Genomic DNA, 16,901 nt, shown 5'->3' with positions numbered 1-16,901 from the left:
GTCCGTGACAACGGGGCCGAATTTCCGACTCGTTTAAAGGGAATTTACGATGAGAGCAGTTAAAGGTTTATTCAGTGCGCTGGTGTGTGCCGGGCTGGTTTTCAGCGTCGGCTCGGCTTGTGCTCAAGTGGTGCCTGAGCCGGCCATCAGCGATAAGAAATTGGCGCCCTCCAGCAGTACCGACGCGGTCGAGTCGAGTCCGGCGGAACTGCTGGAGGGCAGTCGCACCGATTATTTTTCATGCTCGGTGGGCCGCTTCCGAGGTGAACTTGAGGCCAGGGTGGTGTTCGCCTCCGCCGGCAGCACGGCTTATTTCGATGTCAGTGCGGTGCGCTACCGGATTGTTCGCAGCAGCGGCCAGAGCGGCGGCAACAAGGCCAATGTGAACTTTCACCTGGATACCTTGAATAAACAGGGCGTGGTCCGGGCCAGTGACCAATACCGCTCGCCGGACGCCATGCGCCAGGATGGCAGTTGGCATCTGCTCGACGTCAACCGGATCGTGCGTACGGATTATCAGGGGGCGGTGACGTTCGAGTTCGTGTTCGATCGCTCCGTGGCCGGGGATACCCGGTGTGCCGCGCATAAGACCTACCAGTGGGCGGGTGCCTCGACCGCGCGTTCCAGCGCGGCCGACTGAGCCGGCTCAAGGGGCATCGAGTCCTGGTGCTTGGCGAATCAGGAAGTGGTCCAGATTGTCGATTTCACAACTGAACACACTGAAGGTCTGGTCGGGGTGTTTCTTGCTCGGCACTTGCTTCAATTGCGGCGTGACGCCGTAGAAGAAGCAATACAGGTCTTCAGCCTGATCGATGACACTGTTGATCTCCTCCAGGAACACCGTACGCTGGCGGTAGTTCTCGATCAGGCTTTTGCTCAGGTAGACATTGATCGAATAGCGCTTCTTGTCGGCCCACACCGGCTTGTCGAAAACCACGCTGAAGCTGGTCTTGTAGTCCTTGATTGCCTTGATCCGGCCCCAGTAGATCAGGCCCGGGCGGTCCTGGCAGTATTCGACTTTCTTGAAGAAGGCGTTGTAGTTCAGGCTCAGTTCGCCAATGGTCAAGGGCATGCGTTTGAGCAGGTCCTTGTTGGCGTGGTTGGAGACGAAGCATTCCACCGGATGAGCGAACACGCTGGTGCGGTTCGGTGGCGCCTTGGCTTCCTCGGCGGCGTGGATGCTGCTGGGCGCTGGCGCTGGCGCCGGGTCCGCTGTCGGCTGCGGCGCACGGCTGTCGCTGGCGGTCGGCGCCTTGCGCGCGTAAGTCCGGCGGGTCAGCAGCAGTTCGACGGGGAAGTTCTGTTCGCCTTCGATCTCGTCCAACGGCTGCTCCCCATCGAGCCCGCTCGCCGCGGTTTCCGGACTCAGGTAAGGGCAGTCCGCCAGGTGCCGGGTACTGGGCATGTTCTTGAAGTGCGGGGTCCGTTTGAAGCGCGGGTTGCTGGCGTTGTAGGTGGTCAGCCGGTTTTTGCTGTCGAAGGCGGCGCGGCAGGCATCGTTCGGGCACTGGAAGCTTTCCCGGCTTGAATCGAACTCCACCGTCTCGTCGAAATTCAGATCGCGGACGTCGTAGATCGTCAGTTTTTCGTCGAGGCTGAGGCAATAGGCCTTGTCGAATTTCATCGCGGGTCCTGCCACTGCAACTGCGCCGGCTCGCGTTTCACCAGGACCTTGCCGTCACGGATCGAATACAGCGGCAAGCCCTGGCTGCGGATCATCTCGTAGTCGCTGTCCGCCGAGAGGATCAGCAGATTGGCCGGGCGCCCGACTTCCAGTCCGTAGCGTTCGCCCAGGGCCATGGCCTTGGCGCTGTTGTCGGTGACCAGGTCCAGCGCGCTCTGCAAGGTGCGATAACCGAGCATATGGCAGATATGCAGCCCGGCTTCCAGCACCCGCAGGATATTGCCGTTGCCCAGCGGATACCACGGGTCGACGATCGAGTCCTGGCCGAAACAGACATTCATCCCGGCTTCCAGCAACTCGTTCACCCGGGTCACGCCCCGGCGTTTCGGAAAGTTATCGAAGCGTCCCTGCAAGTGAATGCTCTCGGTGGGGCAGGATACGAAGCTGATCCCCGAGGCCTTCAGCAAGCGGAACAGCTTGGCGCAATAGGCGTTGTCGTAGGAGCCCATGGCCGTGGTGTGGCTGGCGGTCACCCGCGAACCCATGTCACGACTGCGGGCCTCTTCGGCCAGGACTTCAAGGAAACGCGAGTGCGGATCGTCGGTTTCGTCGCAATGCACATCCACCAGGCAGCCGGTTTTTTCCGCCAGGTCCATCAGGAATTTCACCGAGGACACGCCCTGGTCGCGGGTGTATTCGAAATGCGGAATACCCCCCACCACATCGGCACCGAGATTGATCGCCTCGACCATCAGTTCCCGGCCATTGCGATAGGACTCGATGCCTTCCTGGGGAAACGCGACGATCTGCAGGTCGATCAGCTGCCGGGTTTCTTCGCGGACCTCGAGCATGGCCTTGAGCGCGGTCAGCTCTGGATCGGTAACGTCGACATGGGTTCGTACATGCTGGATGCCATGGGCAGCGAGACTGCGGATGGTTTTTTTCGCGCGGGTCTTGGTGTCTTCATGGGTGATGGTCGCCTTGCGCTCCCCCCAGCACTCGATGCCTTCGAACAGGGTGCCACTCATGTTCCAGCGCGGCTCGCCGGCGGTAAGGGTGGCGTCGAGGTGGATATGCGGCTCGACAAAAGGCGGGACGATCAGGTTGCCCTGGGCGTCGAGGTCGTTCGGGCCGCCGGTCAATGGGCCGGTTTGCGGGGTGATGCTCGCGATCCGTGCATGTTCCAGGTGCAGGTCATACAGGCCTTCGCGGTGACGCAGCTTGGCGTTGAGGATATGCATGGGCGGGGTCCTTGTCGTACGTGTCGTCATAAGGTATCCGAAGTCTGTAGGAAACTGCTCGGAGATCGCCCGAGAACGCGACGGAACATGGTCGAAAACGCTGCCGGGCTCTGGTAGCCGAAGTCCAGGGCAATCCGCGTGACCGACTCGCCTTGGCTCAACCGGGCCAGGGCCAGGACCACGCAGACCCGTTGTCGCCATTGGGAGAAACTCAGGGCGGTCTGGTCCTGGAACAGGCGCCCGAAACTGCGCAGGCTCAGGTACAGGCGATCCGCCCAGGCCTGGGGCGACTGGCGGATATCCGGCTGTTCGACGAAGGCCTGGCACAGCGGCAGCAGGCGCGGGTCCTGGGGCAGCGGGATATGCAGCGGCAAGGTATTGGCGCTGGCCAGTTCATACAGCAACAGGGTGATCAGCGCGCCATCGTGGCCCTGCTCGTCGTAGTCGACCGGCATGTCGACCGCCGCGATCAGCAATTGCCGCAGCAGGGCCGAGACTTCCAGCACCTGGCAGGCCTGGCTCATGTTGCTGACGGCGCTGGGCTCGATGTACAGGCTGCGGGTGCTGACGCCGAGCATCAGCACCTGATGGGGCACACCCGGTGGAATCCACACCGCACGCTGCGGTGGGACGATCCAGTTGCCGCCATCGGTGAGCACATGCATCACGCCCGTGGCGCCATAGAGCAATTGCGCTCGGCGATGCTGGTGGCGAGCCAGCAGGCACCCGTGGGGGTAATCGGTGCCGATGGCGATCACGGCCTGGGGCAGGTGATCGAACAGCGCTAGGGAGGTATTGCGCATGGCAGTGCTGATCTGGCCGAAACGCAAACAGTATTGACGGACTTGCGCAAGCACGCCAAGTGTCAGCTGCTTAAGGTTGGGCTTCTCTCTTCCTGAAAGGACCCGACGTGATGCTTTATGGGCTGTTGGCAGTGTTTGGCGGGCTGGCTGGGGTGACCAGCGTGCTGTTCGGTTTTGGTGGTGGTTTCATGGTGGTGCCGTTGTTGTACTGGACCTTGAGTGGCAGCCCGGACCCGGCGATCAGCGCTGTGGCGATGCAGATCGCCGTGGCGACCTCGACCTGCGTGATGATCGTCAATGCCCTGACCGCCACGGGCAAGCACCGGCGTGCCGGCAATCTGCGGCGCGCCTATATCTGGCCGCTGGCGGGGTTTATCGGGATTGGCTCGGTGCTCGGGGCGGTGCTGGCGAGTCTGGTCAGCAGTGAGGTGGTGCGTTGGGCGTTTATTGCTTATCTGGCGGTGACTGTTGTCGATTGCTGGGTGCGGCGCGGTTTCATGCAGCCAGGCACGACGCTGTCGGCGCAACCGCTCAAGCCCTCCGTCACGGTGGGCGGTGGCCTGCTGATCGGTGCCGTGGCGACCTTTCTCGGTGTCGGTGGCAGCGTCATGACGGTGCCGCTGTTGCGGCGCAGCGGCCTGAGCATGAGCCTGGCGACGGCCATGGCCAATCCATTGAGCGTGCCGGTGGCGGTAGTGGGGACCCTGACTTATGTCGCACTGGCCGGGTTCCGGCCCCTGGGGCTTGGACCCTGGTTTGCCGGGTATGTAGATCTGCTGGCGTTCGCGGTATTGATCCTTGGATCGCTGGTGGGGATGCGCCTGGCGACACCGTTGATCGGGCGCCTGCCGGATCGTCTGCACGCCAGGATCTACATCGGGTTGCTGGCGCTGGTGCTGTTGGCGATGCTACTGAACTGACCCCGTCGCAATTGCACCGCTCCCCCTTGTAGGAGCGAGCTTGCCCGCGATGGTAGCCCAGGCACCACGGGGTATCAGGTACCCCGCATTATCGTTGAAGATCATCGCGAGCAAGCTCGCTCCTACACGGTCAACAAACGCTCGCGCAGCTTGGTGACCTCGTCGCGCATCTGCGCCGCCGCCTCGAACTCCAGGTCGCGGGCCAACTGGTACATCTTCTCTTCCAACTGGCGGATACGCTTGCTGATCTCGCTCGGCGAACGCAGTTCGTTTTCGTAGCGGGCGTTTTCCTCGGCGGCCTTGGCCATGCCCTTGCGTTTCTTGCTGCGCGAACCGGGCACGGTGGCGCCTTCCATGATATCGGCGACATCCTTGAACACGCCCTTGGGCGTGATGCCGTTGGCCAGGTTGTGGGCGATCTGCTTGTCGCGCCGCCGCTCAGTCTCGCCGATCGCCCGCTCCATGGAGCCGGTGATGCGGTCCGCATAGAGGATCGCCCGGCCGTTGAGGTTACGCGCCGCCCGCCCGATGGTCTGGATCAGCGAGCGCTCGGAGCGCAGGAAACCTTCCTTGTCCGCATCGAGGATCGCCACCAGCGACACCTCGGGCATGTCCAGGCCCTCGCGCAGCAGGTTGATCCCCACCAGCACATCGAAGGTGCCCAGACGCAGGTCACGAATGATTTCCACACGCTCCACGGTGTCGATGTCCGAGTGCAGGTAACGCACCCGCACGCCGTGGTCGGCAAGGTAGTCGGTGAGGTCTTCGGCCATGCGCTTGGTCAGGGTGGTGACCAGCACGCGCTCTTCCACGGCCACGCGCTTGCTGATTTCCGAGAGCAGGTCGTCGACCTGGGTCAGCGCCGGACGGATCTCCACCTGCGGGTCCACCAGGCCGGTGGGGCGAACCACCTGCTCGATGACCCGGCCGGCGTGTTCGGCTTCGTAGTTGCCGGGGGTGGCGGAGACGAAAATGGTCTGCGGGCTCACCGCTTCCCATTCGTCGAAGCGCATTGGCCGGTTGTCCAGCGCCGAGGGCAGGCGGAAGCCATATTCCACCAGGGTTTCCTTGCGCGAACGGTCGCCCTTGTACATGGCGCCGACTTGCGGAACGCTGACGTGGGACTCGTCGATCACCAGCAGTGAGTCCGCCGGCAGGTAGTCGTAGAGGGTCGGCGGCGCCTCTCCGGAGGCGCGGCCGGAGAGGTAGCGCGAGTAGTTTTCGATGCCGTTGCAGTAGCCCAGTTCGAGGATCATTTCCAGGTCGAAGCGGGTACGCTGCTCCAGGCGCTGGGCTTCCACCAGCTTGTTGTTGTCGCGCAGGTAGTCCAGGCGCTCCTTGAGTTCCTCCTTGATCCCGTCGATGGCGCCGAGCAGGGTTTCCCGCGGCGTCACGTAGTGGCTTTTCGGGTAGAAGGTGAAGCGCGGCAGCTTGCGGATCACTTCGCCGGTCAGCGGGTCGAAGGCCGAAAGGCTTTCCACTTCGTCGTCGAACAGCTCGATGCGGATCGCCTCCAGGTCGGATTCGGCCGGGTAGACGTCGATCACGTCGCCGCGCACACGGAAGGTGGCGCGGGCGAAGTCCATGTCGTTGCGGGTGTACTGCAGGTCGGCCAGGCGGCGCAGCAGGGCGCGCTGGTCGAGTTTGTCGCCACGGTCCACGTGCAGGACCATCTTCAAGTAGGTTTCCGGGCTGCCCAGGCCATAGATGCAGGACACCGTGGTGACGATGATGGCGTCCTTGCGCTCCAGCAGCGCTTTGGTCGCCGACAGGCGCATCTGTTCGATATGGTCGTTGATCGACGCATCCTTCTCGATAAAGGTATCGGAGGAGGGCACGTAGGCTTCCGGTTGGTAGTAGTCGTAGTAGGAAACGAAATACTCCACGGCGTTGTTCGGGAAAAACGCCTTGAACTCGCCGTACAACTGCGCGGCCAGGGTCTTGTTCGGCGCCAGCACCAGGGTCGGGCGCTGCACTTGGGCGATCACGTTGGCGATGCTGAAGGTCTTGCCCGAGCCAGTCACCCCGAGCAGGGTCTGGTGCGCCAGGCCGGCTTCGATGCCCTCAACCATCTGACGGATGGCTTCGGGCTGGTCGCCGGCGGGCTGGAAGCGGGTGACGAGCTGGAATTCGGACATAACCTACCTCTGGGTTCATTCCCGCCTGACAGGCACGGCGAAAACGAGAAAAGACCTCTTACGACCGATGTCGTAGGGAAAAAACATGATAATGCTGGATATGGTGCCCGGGATGACAGCTTTCAAGGCAAACGTCACGCGGACGGCTTGTTGCAATTGGACGGGCGTCCCGTAAATAAATCAAAAAACTTGTCACATTCCGACAATAGTTGGTCGCCCTGACCGGTGATGGCCTCTATACTAGCTCCCCGTTTGTGCACCGCTCTAGTGCAATCGGCCGGAGCGTTGTCACCCCCTCCACCCCCCATTCAGAGCCGCCGCAATAATGAGCCTGTTCTCCGCTGTCGAAATGGCACCACGCGATCCTATCCTGGGCCTCAACGAAGCATTCAATGCCGATACCCGTACCGACAAGGTCAATCTGGGGGTCGGCGTTTACTGTGACGAAAGTGGGAAAATTCCACTGTTGCGGGCCGTTGTCGAAGCCGAAACCCAGCGCGCGGCTCAGCATGCCTCCCGTGGCTACTTGCCGATCGACGGTATTGCCGCCTACGACAAGGCCGTGCAAACCCTGTTGTTCGGTCAGGATTCGCCGCTGATCGCCGCCGGTCGTGTGCTCACCACCCAAGCAGTGGGCGGTACCGGTGCGCTGAAAATCGGTGCCGACTTCCTCAAGCAACTGCTGCCGAACGCCACCGTGGCCATCAGCGACCCGAGCTGGGAAAATCACCGCGCGCTGTTCGAAGCCGCCGGTTTCCCGGTGCAGAACTATCGCTACTACGATGCCGCAAGCAACGGTGTGAACCGTGCCGGCCTGCTGGAAGACCTCAACGCGCTGCCAGCCAAGTCCATTGTCGTGCTGCACGCCTGCTGCCACAACCCGACCGGTGTCGACCTGACCCCGGCCGACTGGCAGGACGTGCTGAACCTGGTCAAGTCCAAGGACCTGGTACCGTTCCTCGATATGGCGTACCAGGGCTTTGGCGATGGCATCGATGAAGACGCCGCCGCCGTGCGTCTGTTCGCCGAATCGGGCCTGACCTTCTTCGTCTCCAGCTCGTTCTCCAAATCGTTCTCGCTGTATGGCGAGCGTGTCGGTGCACTGTCGATCGTCAGCGAATCGAAAGAAGAGAGCGCCCGCGTCCTGTCCCAGGTCAAGCGGGTGATCCGCACCAACTACTCCAACCCGCCGACCCATGGTGCAACCATCGTTGCGAGCGTATTGAACAGCCCTGAGCTGCGCGCTCAGTGGGAAGCGGAACTGGCCGAAATGCGCCTGCGCATTCGCGGCATGCGCATGCAGATGGTCGACCTGCTGGCCCAGCACGGTGCCAAGCGTGACTTCAGCTTCGTCGGTCGCCAGCGTGGGATGTTTTCCTACTCCGGCCTGACCGTCGAGCAAGTGGCCCGCCTGAAAAACGAGTTCGGTATCTATGCCCTGGATACCGGTCGTATCTGCGTGGCGTCGTTGAACCAGGGCAATATCGAAGCGGTGGTGAAGGCGATTGTTCAGGTGATCTGATTCCGCCGGTAGTGCCTTGGCCCCCTGAAAAAGGCCTGCAGCGATGCAGGTCTTTTTTTCGTCCGGAGAAACATGAACTGCAACTTAAAACTCGGTGAAGAAATCTTCACCGCTACTTAAATCAGTGTTCATGAAGGCGGCGGGGAAAAAATTATATACAGAAGGTGGCAATCACAATAACAAAAGAGGCCATGGGTTGAGGGTTCAAAACGCGTTGGATCTGATGGGCAAAACCATGAGGAACAACCTGGAAAGCCTTGTTTAAAGGGCTGTGGGGTGCCATCGGCACACCCGGGAATCGTCAATGTTGCACCCGCCACCTCCTTCGCTGATACGAAGATTGTCCTTGCCTTCGGGCACTTTCTGCCCTTTACCGCTTTACGTTTCCAGCCCTTCGCGCGGAGGACGGCGTGTACCGGTCGTTCGCACTAACAAGAGGCTGAAACATTATTAACCAGGGGAATTACAATGATGTCGACCAAACTCAACTTTCTGACGCTGGCGGTCTCGCTGGGCATGGCCCAGGCGGCCATGGCGACCACCGTGACGGATCAAGACGAGACCAAGGGTTTCGTCGAGGACAGCAGCCTCAACCTGCATCTGAAGAACCAGTATTTCGACCGTGACGTGAAAAACGGCCCGGCAGACAAGAAGGACTGGACCCAGGGCATCTTCGGCAACTACAGCTCCGGTTTCACCCAGGGCACCGTCGGTTTCGGCGTGGATGCCTTCGGTTACTGGGGGATCAAGCTCGATGGCGGCGCTGGCACGGCCGGTACCGGTAACCTGCCGGTGGGCCGCAACGGCGAGCCCGAGGACGATTACGCCAAGGCCGGCGGCGCGGTGAAGATGCGGATTTCCAAGACCGAATTGCTCTATGGCGATATGCAGCCCACTGCACCGGTCTTCGCCGCTGGCGGTACCCGCCTGATTCCGCAAACCGCCACCGGCTTCAACCTGTTGAGCAGCGAGATCAAGGACCTGGACCTGGAAGCCGGGCATTTCACCAGCGGTACCGGGGTAGTCTCCACCAGCAACGATCATTCGCTGTATGCCACCTACGCCAACGTGACCGCCAGCGCCGTCAACTACCTCGGCGGCAAGTACAAGGTCAACGACAACCTGAATTTCACCCTCTACGGTTCCGAGTTCGAAGACGTCTGGCGCCAGTACTACACCAATGGCAACTACACGCTGGGTATCTCGCCAGGTCAGTCGCTGAACTTCGACTTCAACCTGTACAAGACCAATGACGAAGGCGCCGCCAAGGCTGGCCCAATCAACAACACCGCGTTCTCCTTCGCCACGGCCTACACCTTCCTGACCGCGCACACCGTGACCCTGGCGTTCCAGAAGATCCACGGCGACACGCCGTTCGACTATGTCGGCTTCGGCACCAACGGCCCGGGCGACGGTGGCGACTCGATCATGCTGGCCAACTCCGTGCAGTACTCGGACTTCAACGGTCCGGGCGAGAAATCCTGGCAGGCGCGTTATGATCTGAACATGTTGACCTATGGGGTGCCGGGCCTGAGCTTCATGACCCGCTATATCTACGGTGACGATATCAATGGCACCAAGATGGCCGCGGACAGTGCCTACAATCAGCTGCACTACGGTGCCAATGGCACCCACCACGAGACCGATTTCGAAGCCAAGTACGTGGTACAAGGCGGCCCGGCCAAGGATCTGTCGCTGCGCCTGCGCCAGTCGTTCCACCGTGCCAATGCCGATCAGCCTGAAGGCGACAACAATGAGCTGCGCCTGATCGCCGATTACCCTATCTCGATCTTCTGATCACAGGGTGGGAAGAGGAGGGCCCAGGCGCTCTTCTTCCGCTGACTCCAGCGGACAGACGTCAGCTTCTGTCCGCGCGGCCTCCACCCGATTCCTGCCCGAACGTTTGGCCTGGTACAAGGCGGCATCCGCCAAGCCATAGGCGGTGTCGAAACTGGTGCCCATGGGGCTGGCACTGACCCCGAAACTCGCGGTGATCTGCCGGTTTACCGGCTGCCCGAAGACATGCGCGGCAATGCAATCACGCAGGGTCTCGGCAAGACTGAGGCCTTCCTCCAGCGTGCCGGCGGGAATCAGCACGGTAAATTCTTCCCCACCCACGCGGCCGATAAATCCCGCATTGCCCACGGCCCGGCGCAAGCAGTTGACGATGCCTTGAATCACCGCGTCGCCCGCGGGATGGCCGAATTCGTCGTTGATCTGCTTGAAGTGGTCGATGTCCAGCACCACCATCACCGCCCCGGTTTTGCGCAGCGCTTGCACGGTCAGGTCAATCACCGCGCCACGGTTCAGCACATCGGTCAGCGCATCGTGGGTGGCCCGGTATTCGAGCTGGCGGGCCAACGTTTGCAACTGGGAATTGAGCGTATTCATTTCGCGCTCGGCACGGTCGCTGCGGCGTATCAGCCGGCGCGTCTCGCGCATGAGCCGCTCGAAGTGCACGGTCAGCTCGCCGAGGGCTTGCTGGTACACCGGGGCGTCAGCTTCAGTCAGGGCCAGAATCGAACGGGCGTGTTCAAGGGCGTCGGTTTCGCTTCTGAACAGGTCGTGTGCTGCATCATCCTGTGCACCGGCGGAAGTGACTGAAGCGGTCATGCTCATCATCCTTCTCCAAGAATCATTGGAGAGTCGTTGCGTGGTCGTTGAAGATGATGGCGGTAAAGTCGGCCTTCAGCTCTTCACCGAATTCGAAGATCGTTTCATCTTCTTCGTCGTGGTACCAGTTCACCTGCATCTCGTTACCCGATTGAACGGCCTTGTCCAGCGCATCGAAAATGCTGAACAGCATCTTGGTGCTGGAGCTGTTGAAGTAAGCCAGCGCAATGTGGGTGGTGATGATGGTGTCCTCGCGGGTGGCGAGGTAGGTGCGCAGTTGCTGGAGGACAGGCGCATAGAAGGCGGCGGCATTTTCCGGGTAGGACTCGCCTTTTATCGTCAGCAGATTCTGATCGAAACGAAAGTCGACTTCCGGTGATGTGGCGGTTGCTTCGATGTAGAAATTATCCATGGCGATTGCGTCACTCTACTTAGATAGTGGCTTTAAGGCAGAACAGCGTGGTTCCCGGCTCGTCCGCTCTTGGGTAGAAATCGAATTCCAACGGGGCGCAGGCATCGCGCGCCATTGTCAGGAAACCCAGGCCGGCCCCCTTGCTGTCCACCGGGGTTTCCGCGCGCAAGGTCACTTTGTAAGCTTGCTTGATCTCTTCAAGCGACATGTTGCGCAGGGGTTCGAGCTTTTCCCGCAGGCGGTCGACGTCGCTGGTGGCGATCGGGTTGGCACAGAGCATCAGGTGACGATCACCCTCGGCGCTGATACACACCGCGCCCTGGCGCAACGACGACTCTTCGCACGGCTCGGTGGGCAACGAGTCGGAGGAATAGTGGATGATGTTTTGCGACAGTTCGACGAAGGAGGAAAACAGCTTGCGTCGCGTCGGCCCGTTCACCCCGGAGATTTCCAATTGCAGCCTGACGACCTCGGCCATGGCGGTAATGATGGTGTGCGAGAAATAACCCATGTGATAGAAAATCACATTGCGCTGCTGGGCCAGGTCGAAGAAGTGGCAATCGGGGTGAGCGGTATTCGAGTTAATCATGAGTGTTTCCAAGACGCGCGCAGAAGAGGGTGAGGTCGTCACGCCGGGTTTGCTCTCCTTGCCAATTGGCCAGCGTGCGTTGCAAGGCTTCGCAGATGACGGTCGCTGGCTGATTGCGGTGTTCCAGTATCGTGTCGAAGGCCTTGCTCTTGCCGAAGGCAATGTTGCGCGGGCCGCCAATCTGGTCGGTCAAGCCGTCGGTGGCAATGAACACCAGGCTGGCCGGTACTATCGTCACGTGGCTCATCGGCCATTGGTAGTCAATGTCGCTGTCCACGTAGCCAACGCCGACCCGCTGGCCGGCGAGGGTTTCCAGCTGTTGGGCATCCGGCGGCAAGAGGTAGAGCGACATGCGCGCGCCGGCAAAACTCAGGGTCTGGCTGGCGCTGTCGAACCAGAAAAACGCCGCATCCAGGCCATCGTCGGACTCGGGGGTTTCATCGACGCCCTGGACCTGTCCCAGCAGTTCCTTGACGCTTTTATTCACCGCCGATAACAGCGCGCCGGGATCCCGTGGCCCGAGCTGGACCAGCGCCTGGGTCAGTGAGGAGGAGGCGATCAGGGTCATGAAGGCGCCGGGAACGCCGTGACCGGTACAGTCGGCAATTGCTCCGAACCAGCCATCGGGGTAGGCGCAGAAATGGTAGAAGTCGCCCCCGACCACATCCCGTGGTTCCCACAACAGGACGGCATCGTCCAGGGTCGACTTCAGGGCGTCCCGCGAGGCGCGCAGCATGGCGCGCTGGATAACGCTCGCGTACTCGATGCTCTGCATGATCTGGCGATTTTTCTCGGCCTGCATGGCCGCGACCACTTCCATCAGTTGCAGGCCACTGCCCAGGCCGGCGAATTGGCCGTTGCGGGTGATGATAAAACCGTCCGCCAGGGTCTTTTCGCCAAACTCCACCGTCTTGAACGTCAACTCTTCAATGCTCATCCCGGCATCGACGATCAACGGTTCCTTGTCCATGAAGGCAATGCAGCTTTTCTTGTCGTACAGTTCGCGGTGAAACGGTTTGCTCATCATTGACAGGAAGATATTGCGGTTGATCAGGCCGATGGGGCGCTCGTCTTCCAGCACCGCCAGGCACACGACCTCCTTGTGCGAGGTGAAGGTTTCCATCACCAGGGCATTGGTGCTGTCGGAATCAATCACCGGCACTTCAATGCACAAGTCACCGGCGCAGCGATGATCTCTAGGCCGCTGTGGACGCATAAAGGGGAAGTTTTCTGCGCGCATGCTGAGGTCGCCGAGCGAGGTGAAGGCACAATGCTATCCCTGCAATATGAAGCTTATATGACGGTCTCCCTGCGGGTCGTCGGCCCGGGCCCATGGCGCGCTGGCCAGCCGTGCACGGCAGGTCATAGATCACCGGGTGGATGAACTCGCGGCAGATCCAGCTGGCCGCTCATCGCCAGGGTAGGGGTTGACTTCTCTTTTTATATCAGTAACATACGCGGCATTCCGCAATAGCTCAGTTGGTAGAGCAAGTGACTGTTAATCACTGGGTCCCTGGTTCGAGTCCAGGTTGTGGAGCCAGATAGAAGAAAAGCCTGCAGCGATGCAGGCTTTTTTTTTGCGCTTTTTTCAGTCCTGCCGCCGGCAGGCCCCGGGGGCTATAGGCTCCCGGGCCGGGCGATCCCTCAGCGGCGATCCAGCCACACGGTCTGGGCATTGCAGAATTCGCGTACGCCGAAGTGCGACAGTTCGCGACCAAAACCGCTTTTCTTCACGCCACCGAAGCTGACCCGTGGGTCGCTGGCGCTATAGCCGTTGATAAACACACCGCCGGTTTCCAGTTCGTCGGCGAACTTGCCGGCCAGCTCCAGATCCGCCGTGTAAACGGTTGCCGTGAGCCCGAACTCGCTGTCATTGGCCAGCGCCAGGGCATGGGCGGCATCCCGCGCGGTGATGATGGACGCCACCGGGCCGAACAGTTCCTGTTTGAACGAGGTCATCTGGTCGGTGACATTCGCCAATACCGTGGGTTCGTAGAAGTTGCCAGGCCCCTCGGCTTTTTTGCCGCCGAGCAACAATGTCGCGCCTTGCTCCAGGGTGTCCCGAACCTGCTGATCCAGCTCGTCACGCAGATCGAAGCGGGCCATGGGACCGATATAGGTGCCGGTGGCCAGCGGGTCGCCGATGACCAGGCGGCGGGTGGCCTCGACAAACTTGTCGGTGAAGGCTTCTACGACACCTTGCTCGACAATCAGGCGCTTGGCGGCCGCGCAGACTTGCCCGGTGTTCTGGTAGCGGCCGATCACGGCGGCCTTGACCGCTTCCTCGAGGTCGGCGTCATTGAGCACGATAAAGGGGTCTGAACCGCCCAGCTCCAACACGCACTTCTTCAAGGCCGCGCCGGCCTGCGCGCCGATGGCCATGCCGGCGCGTACGCTGCCGGTGAGGGTGACCGCGGCGATGCGCGGGTCGGCAATGGCCCGGGAGACGCCGTCCGGGGTGACATTGATGACTTCGAAGATACCTTCGGCAAAGCCGGCGCGCTTGAAGGCGTCCCGCAGCAGGTAGGCGCTGCCCATGACGTTGGGCGCGTGCTTGAGCACGAAGGTGTTACCGGCCAGCAGCGTCGGCACCGCGCCGCGCAGCACTTGCCAGATCGGAAAGTTCCACGGCATCACGGCGAGAATCGGACCCAGTGGGCGATACTCGATGCGCGCCTTGCCGCCTTCCACCTGGGTCGGCTCGGCGCTGAGCATGGCGGGGCCGTGTTCGGCGTACCACAGGCAGAGTTGCGCACACTTCTCAATTTCGCCGCGGGCCTGGGTCACGGGCTTGCCCATCTCCCGGGTGATCATCTCGGCCATTGCGCTGGCGTTGTCGCGCAGGGCCTGAGCCAGGGCGACCAGCGACTGCGAGCGTTGTTCCAGCGCGGTACGCCGCCAGAGCGAGAACCCGGTCGCGGCACGGGACAGGGCGGCATCCAGGGCCGAATCGGATTCGAAAGGGTAGTGGCCGATCTGTTCGCCGTTGGCGGGGTTGATCGAAAGAGCATGGGTGCGGCTGGAGATCGAAGACATGACACCGTCCTGCTGGGTGGGTATGGCCTCAGATTACGGTGGCGCTAGTTTTCTGGAAACTGAATAATAATGAGCATATCGTTCACGATTGGAGAATGACATGGATCTGGTCCAGTTGGAGATTTTCAAAGCCGTTGCCGAGCACGGCAGCATCAGTGCGGCCGCCCAGCAGATCCATCGGGTGCCGTCGAACCTGACCACGCGGATCAAGCAGTTGGAGCAGGATCTGGGGGTGGATCTGTTTATTCGCGAGAAGAGTCGTCTGCGGCTGTCACCGGCGGGCTGGAGTTTTCTCGACTATGCCCGGCGTATTCTCGACCTGGTCGGTGAGGCGCGGGCCACCGTGGCCGGTGAAGAACCGCAAGGCGCCTTTGCCTTGGGCTCGCTGGAGAGCACGGCGGCGGTGCGTATTCCGCAACTGCTGGCGGCCTATAACCAGCGCTATGCCAAGGTCGATCTGGATCTCTCCACCGGCCCGTCCGGGACCATGATCGATGGGGTCTTGTCCGGGCGCCTGGCCGCTGCCTTTGTCGACGGGCCGCTGCTGCATCCGGCGCTGGAAGGGGTACCGGCGTTCGAGGAAGAGATGGTGCTGATCGCGCCGCTGCAGCACGCGCCTATCCGGCGCGCGCAAGAGGTCAATGGCGAGAGCATTTATGCTTTTCGTGCCAACTGTTCCTATCGGCATCACTTCGAGAGCTGGTTTGGCAAGGACGGCGCGGTACCCGGCAAGATCCATGAGATGGAGTCCTACCATGGCATGCTCGCCTGTGTGAGTGCCGGGGCCGGCCTGGCGCTGATGCCCCGCAGCATGCTCGAGAGCATGCCCGGCTGCAGCACCGTGAGCGTCTGGCCGTTGGCCGAGTCCATGCGCTATCTGCGAACCTGGCTGGTGTGGCGCCGGGGTACAGTGTCGCAAAGCCTGAGCATGTTCGTGCGCCTGCTCGAGGAACAGGGCGTGGTCCGCGAAGAGCGCTGAGGCGCCTGAGGAACCGGTCCGACGCGGCTTTGACATCAGGCAGTCAAGGGATTAACTTCGCGACTTTTTACCCGTCGCTCCAAAGGGGCACGGGCAGTTATGGTTAAGGAAGGGCACGATGATGGAAATGGCACAGCAGGACGATTTGTTTCAGGTCGACAAGCGACTCTCCCTCAAGCCCGTGACGGACTTCAATGCTTTCCTGCTCCAGGCATTTGCCGATGGACCGTGCCAATGCGTGCGCTGCGTGGAAGCGGCGGGCGTCGAAACCGGTTATGCCTTCCAACACAGCTTCGAGCTGGGCAAGGTGGTCAACCGCCAGTTCGCCAGGACCACCCCCAGCGAGGTACTCCTGGCACTGAAGAAAGCCTGGTTGTCGTTCTTCAAGAGTGAACTGGAGACGCCCGGTGCGCTGGACAAGTCTCGCGTGCATGAGTTCGTCAAGCCTGAGCTGCACGTTCGGTTGCGTCCGCTGCTGCTGGCCTGCGGCCTGATCGTGGAACAGGAGGGTGGTTGGGTGTTGCAGCCGGTTTCGGAATAACCCGTGGGCAGGCACCACGGCCACGAACGTTAATGTCTACTTAACCTGTCGCGGTTTAAGTAGCCTATCCTTTACCGCAACCCCTTCATTGGCGTCCTCAATGTTCAGGTTTCAGCTGATCTTGACCCTGGTGCTCAGCCTGATGCTGCCGATCTTCGGCAGCGTGGCCGTGGCCGCGTCTTTTGCTGAACCTTGTCCGATGCCGTCGATGAACCACGCCGGATCGAAAATGACCGGCGCGCCCTGCTGCAATGATAGGGAACATGGTGCCGCCTCCAAGTCGCCCTGCAAGTCCGGTGAGGAGTGCAAGATCGGTGGACTGCTCCAGGTCCTGACGATTGGAACCTTCAGCCCGGTTCCACCGCTCCCGCTTACCCTGCAACCGCCCGCCGTGCTCCAGTCCGAGCCTGCCGATTTGTGGCGCCCTCCGCGTTACGTCTGATGCCTTGATCCGAATCCCCACACGCCCCCACAAAACGGCGT

General features: G+C 61.2%; 16 protein-coding genes and 1 tRNA gene. 8 read left to right on the top strand and 9 right to left on the bottom strand.

Annotated elements, in window-relative coordinates:
- Nucleotides 1-49 precede the first annotated feature (49 nt).
- On the top strand, nt 50-640 hold the full coding sequence (locus tag AC07T0_RS18910; RefSeq protein ID WP_495002655.1) for a hypothetical protein: 591 nt from the start codon (nt 50-52) through the stop codon (nt 638-640).
- A gap of 6 nt (nt 641-646) precedes the next feature.
- Here AC07T0_RS18910 and AC07T0_RS18905 read toward each other — a convergent pair whose 3' ends face one another.
- Genes AC07T0_RS18905 through AC07T0_RS18895 form a run of 3 tightly spaced genes read right to left on the bottom strand, consistent with a single transcriptional unit; the run spans nt 647 to nt 3,668 of the window.
- Nucleotides 647-1,624: a hypothetical protein gene (locus AC07T0_RS18905; protein WP_495002654.1), complete on the bottom strand. Its 978-nt coding sequence runs from the start codon at nt 1,622-1,624 to the stop codon at nt 647-649.
- A complete protein-coding gene (gene codA, locus AC07T0_RS18900; protein ID WP_495002653.1) occupies nt 1,621-2,865 on the bottom strand; it encodes a cytosine deaminase in 1,245 nt (414 codons plus the stop codon). The genes AC07T0_RS18905 and codA overlap by 4 nt, the downstream gene beginning before the upstream one ends.
- A gap of 26 nt (nt 2,866-2,891) precedes the next feature.
- Nucleotides 2,892-3,668 (bottom strand): AraC family transcriptional regulator, encoded by a 777-nt coding sequence (locus AC07T0_RS18895; RefSeq protein WP_495002652.1) that lies wholly within the window; start codon nt 3,666-3,668, stop codon nt 2,892-2,894.
- Nucleotides 3,669-3,778: 110 nt separating this feature from the next.
- Between AC07T0_RS18895 and AC07T0_RS18890 the strand changes: the two genes are divergently transcribed.
- Nucleotides 3,779-4,588, top strand: coding sequence for a sulfite exporter TauE/SafE family protein (locus AC07T0_RS18890; RefSeq protein WP_495002651.1), 810 nt, complete (start codon nt 3,779-3,781; stop codon nt 4,586-4,588).
- Nucleotides 4,589-4,710: 122 nt separating this feature from the next.
- On the opposite strand, the gene uvrB is transcribed toward AC07T0_RS18890, so the two are convergent.
- Nucleotides 4,711-6,726 carry an excinuclease ABC subunit UvrB gene (uvrB, locus tag AC07T0_RS18885; protein WP_495002650.1) on the bottom strand — a complete coding sequence of 672 codons (2,016 nt, stop codon included), beginning with the start codon at nt 6,724-6,726 and terminating at the stop codon, nt 4,711-4,713.
- A 325-nt stretch (nt 6,727-7,051) separates the two neighbouring features.
- Between uvrB and AC07T0_RS18880 the strand changes: the two genes are divergently transcribed.
- Both AC07T0_RS18880 and AC07T0_RS18875 read left to right on the top strand, forming a co-directional pair.
- Nucleotides 7,052-8,248 (top strand): amino acid aminotransferase, encoded by a 1,197-nt coding sequence (locus tag AC07T0_RS18880; RefSeq protein WP_495002649.1) that lies wholly within the window; start codon nt 7,052-7,054, stop codon nt 8,246-8,248.
- 468 nt (nt 8,249-8,716) lie between these two features.
- On the top strand, nt 8,717-10,045 hold the full coding sequence (locus AC07T0_RS18875) for an OprD family porin (protein ID WP_495002648.1): 1,329 nt from the start codon (nt 8,717-8,719) through the stop codon (nt 10,043-10,045).
- On the opposite strand, the gene AC07T0_RS18870 is transcribed toward AC07T0_RS18875, so the two are convergent.
- The 4 genes from AC07T0_RS18870 to AC07T0_RS18855 are packed head-to-tail and all read right to left on the bottom strand — an operon-like array spanning nt 10,046 to nt 13,078.
- Nucleotides 10,046-10,861 (bottom strand): GGDEF domain-containing protein, encoded by an 816-nt coding sequence (locus tag AC07T0_RS18870; protein WP_495002647.1) that lies wholly within the window; start codon nt 10,859-10,861, stop codon nt 10,046-10,048.
- 22 nt (nt 10,862-10,883) lie between these two features.
- Entirely contained in the window at nt 10,884-11,273 is a 390-nt protein-coding gene (locus tag AC07T0_RS18865) for a DUF1987 domain-containing protein (protein ID WP_495002646.1), read from the bottom strand.
- A gap of 19 nt (nt 11,274-11,292) precedes the next feature.
- Nucleotides 11,293-11,862, bottom strand: a complete 570-nt coding sequence (locus AC07T0_RS18860; protein ID WP_495002645.1) for a SiaB family protein kinase — start codon at nt 11,860-11,862, stop codon at nt 11,293-11,295.
- Entirely contained in the window at nt 11,855-13,078 is a 1,224-nt protein-coding gene (locus AC07T0_RS18855; RefSeq protein ID WP_495002733.1) for a SpoIIE family protein phosphatase, read from the bottom strand. Before AC07T0_RS18855 ends, AC07T0_RS18860 begins: the two co-directional genes overlap by 8 nt.
- Before the next feature lie 248 nt (nt 13,079-13,326).
- Here AC07T0_RS18855 and AC07T0_RS18850 point away from each other — a divergent pair.
- Nucleotides 13,327-13,402: transfer RNA gene (locus AC07T0_RS18850), tRNA-Asn, on the top strand.
- 104 nt (nt 13,403-13,506) lie between these two features.
- Here the strand turns inward: AC07T0_RS18850 and AC07T0_RS18845 are convergent.
- On the bottom strand, nt 13,507-14,898 hold the full coding sequence (locus AC07T0_RS18845) for an aldehyde dehydrogenase family protein (protein WP_495002644.1): 1,392 nt from the start codon (nt 14,896-14,898) through the stop codon (nt 13,507-13,509).
- Between the two features lie 100 nt (nt 14,899-14,998).
- Between AC07T0_RS18845 and ptrR the strand changes: the two genes are divergently transcribed.
- The 3 genes from ptrR (at nt 14,999) to AC07T0_RS18830 (ending at nt 16,860) form a co-directional block, all read left to right on the top strand.
- Entirely contained in the window at nt 14,999-15,877 is an 879-nt protein-coding gene (gene ptrR / locus AC07T0_RS18840; RefSeq protein ID WP_495002643.1) for a putrescine utilization regulator PtrR, read from the top strand.
- 118 nt (nt 15,878-15,995) lie between these two features.
- Complete coding sequence (locus AC07T0_RS18835) at nt 15,996-16,418, top strand: hypothetical protein (protein WP_495002642.1); 423 nt, start codon at nt 15,996-15,998, stop codon at nt 16,416-16,418.
- A 100-nt stretch (nt 16,419-16,518) separates the two neighbouring features.
- Nucleotides 16,519-16,860 carry a hypothetical protein gene (locus tag AC07T0_RS18830; protein WP_495002641.1) on the top strand — a complete coding sequence of 114 codons (342 nt, stop codon included), beginning with the start codon at nt 16,519-16,521 and terminating at the stop codon, nt 16,858-16,860.
- The last annotated feature ends 41 nt before the right edge of the window (nt 16,861-16,901 follow it).

Source organism: Pseudomonas sp. GW821-FHT04D07 (assembly GCF_059420225.1).
Note: the sequence above shows the minus strand (reverse complement) of the source record. Positions and strands in the feature narration are given on the sequence as shown.

Bases quoted from the DNA above. Each gene is read 5' to 3' on its own strand.
- ptrR (WP_495002643.1), top strand. From the start codon at position 14,999: ATGGATCTGGTCCAGTTGGAGATTTTCAAAGCCGTTGCCGAGCACGGC.
- AC07T0_RS18860 (WP_495002645.1), bottom strand. From the start codon at position 11,862: ATGATTAACTCGAATACCGCTCACCCCGATTGCCACTTCTTCGACCTG.
- AC07T0_RS18835 (WP_495002642.1), top strand. From the start codon at position 15,996: ATGATGGAAATGGCACAGCAGGACGATTTGTTTCAGGTCGACAAGCGA.
- AC07T0_RS18875 (WP_495002648.1), top strand. From the start codon at position 8,717: ATGATGTCGACCAAACTCAACTTTCTGACGCTGGCGGTCTCGCTGGGC.
- AC07T0_RS18870 (WP_495002647.1), bottom strand. From the start codon at position 10,861: ATGACCGCTTCAGTCACTTCCGCCGGTGCACAGGATGATGCAGCACAC.
- AC07T0_RS18830 (WP_495002641.1), top strand. From the start codon at position 16,519: ATGTTCAGGTTTCAGCTGATCTTGACCCTGGTGCTCAGCCTGATGCTG.
- AC07T0_RS18905 (WP_495002654.1), bottom strand. From the start codon at position 1,624: ATGAAATTCGACAAGGCCTATTGCCTCAGCCTCGACGAAAAACTGACG.
- AC07T0_RS18880 (WP_495002649.1), top strand. From the start codon at position 7,052: ATGAGCCTGTTCTCCGCTGTCGAAATGGCACCACGCGATCCTATCCTG.
- codA (WP_495002653.1), bottom strand. From the start codon at position 2,865: ATGCATATCCTCAACGCCAAGCTGCGTCACCGCGAAGGCCTGTATGAC.
- AC07T0_RS18865 (WP_495002646.1), bottom strand. From the start codon at position 11,273: ATGGATAATTTCTACATCGAAGCAACCGCCACATCACCGGAAGTCGAC.
- AC07T0_RS18910 (WP_495002655.1), top strand. From the start codon at position 50: ATGAGAGCAGTTAAAGGTTTATTCAGTGCGCTGGTGTGTGCCGGGCTG.
- AC07T0_RS18845 (WP_495002644.1), bottom strand. From the start codon at position 14,898: ATGTCTTCGATCTCCAGCCGCACCCATGCTCTTTCGATCAACCCCGCC.
- AC07T0_RS18890 (WP_495002651.1), top strand. From the start codon at position 3,779: ATGCTTTATGGGCTGTTGGCAGTGTTTGGCGGGCTGGCTGGGGTGACC.
- uvrB (WP_495002650.1), bottom strand. From the start codon at position 6,726: ATGTCCGAATTCCAGCTCGTCACCCGCTTCCAGCCCGCCGGCGACCAG.
- AC07T0_RS18895 (WP_495002652.1), bottom strand. From the start codon at position 3,668: ATGCGCAATACCTCCCTAGCGCTGTTCGATCACCTGCCCCAGGCCGTG.
- AC07T0_RS18855 (WP_495002733.1), bottom strand. From the start codon at position 13,078: ATGCGTCCACAGCGGCCTAGAGATCATCGCTGCGCCGGTGACTTGTGC.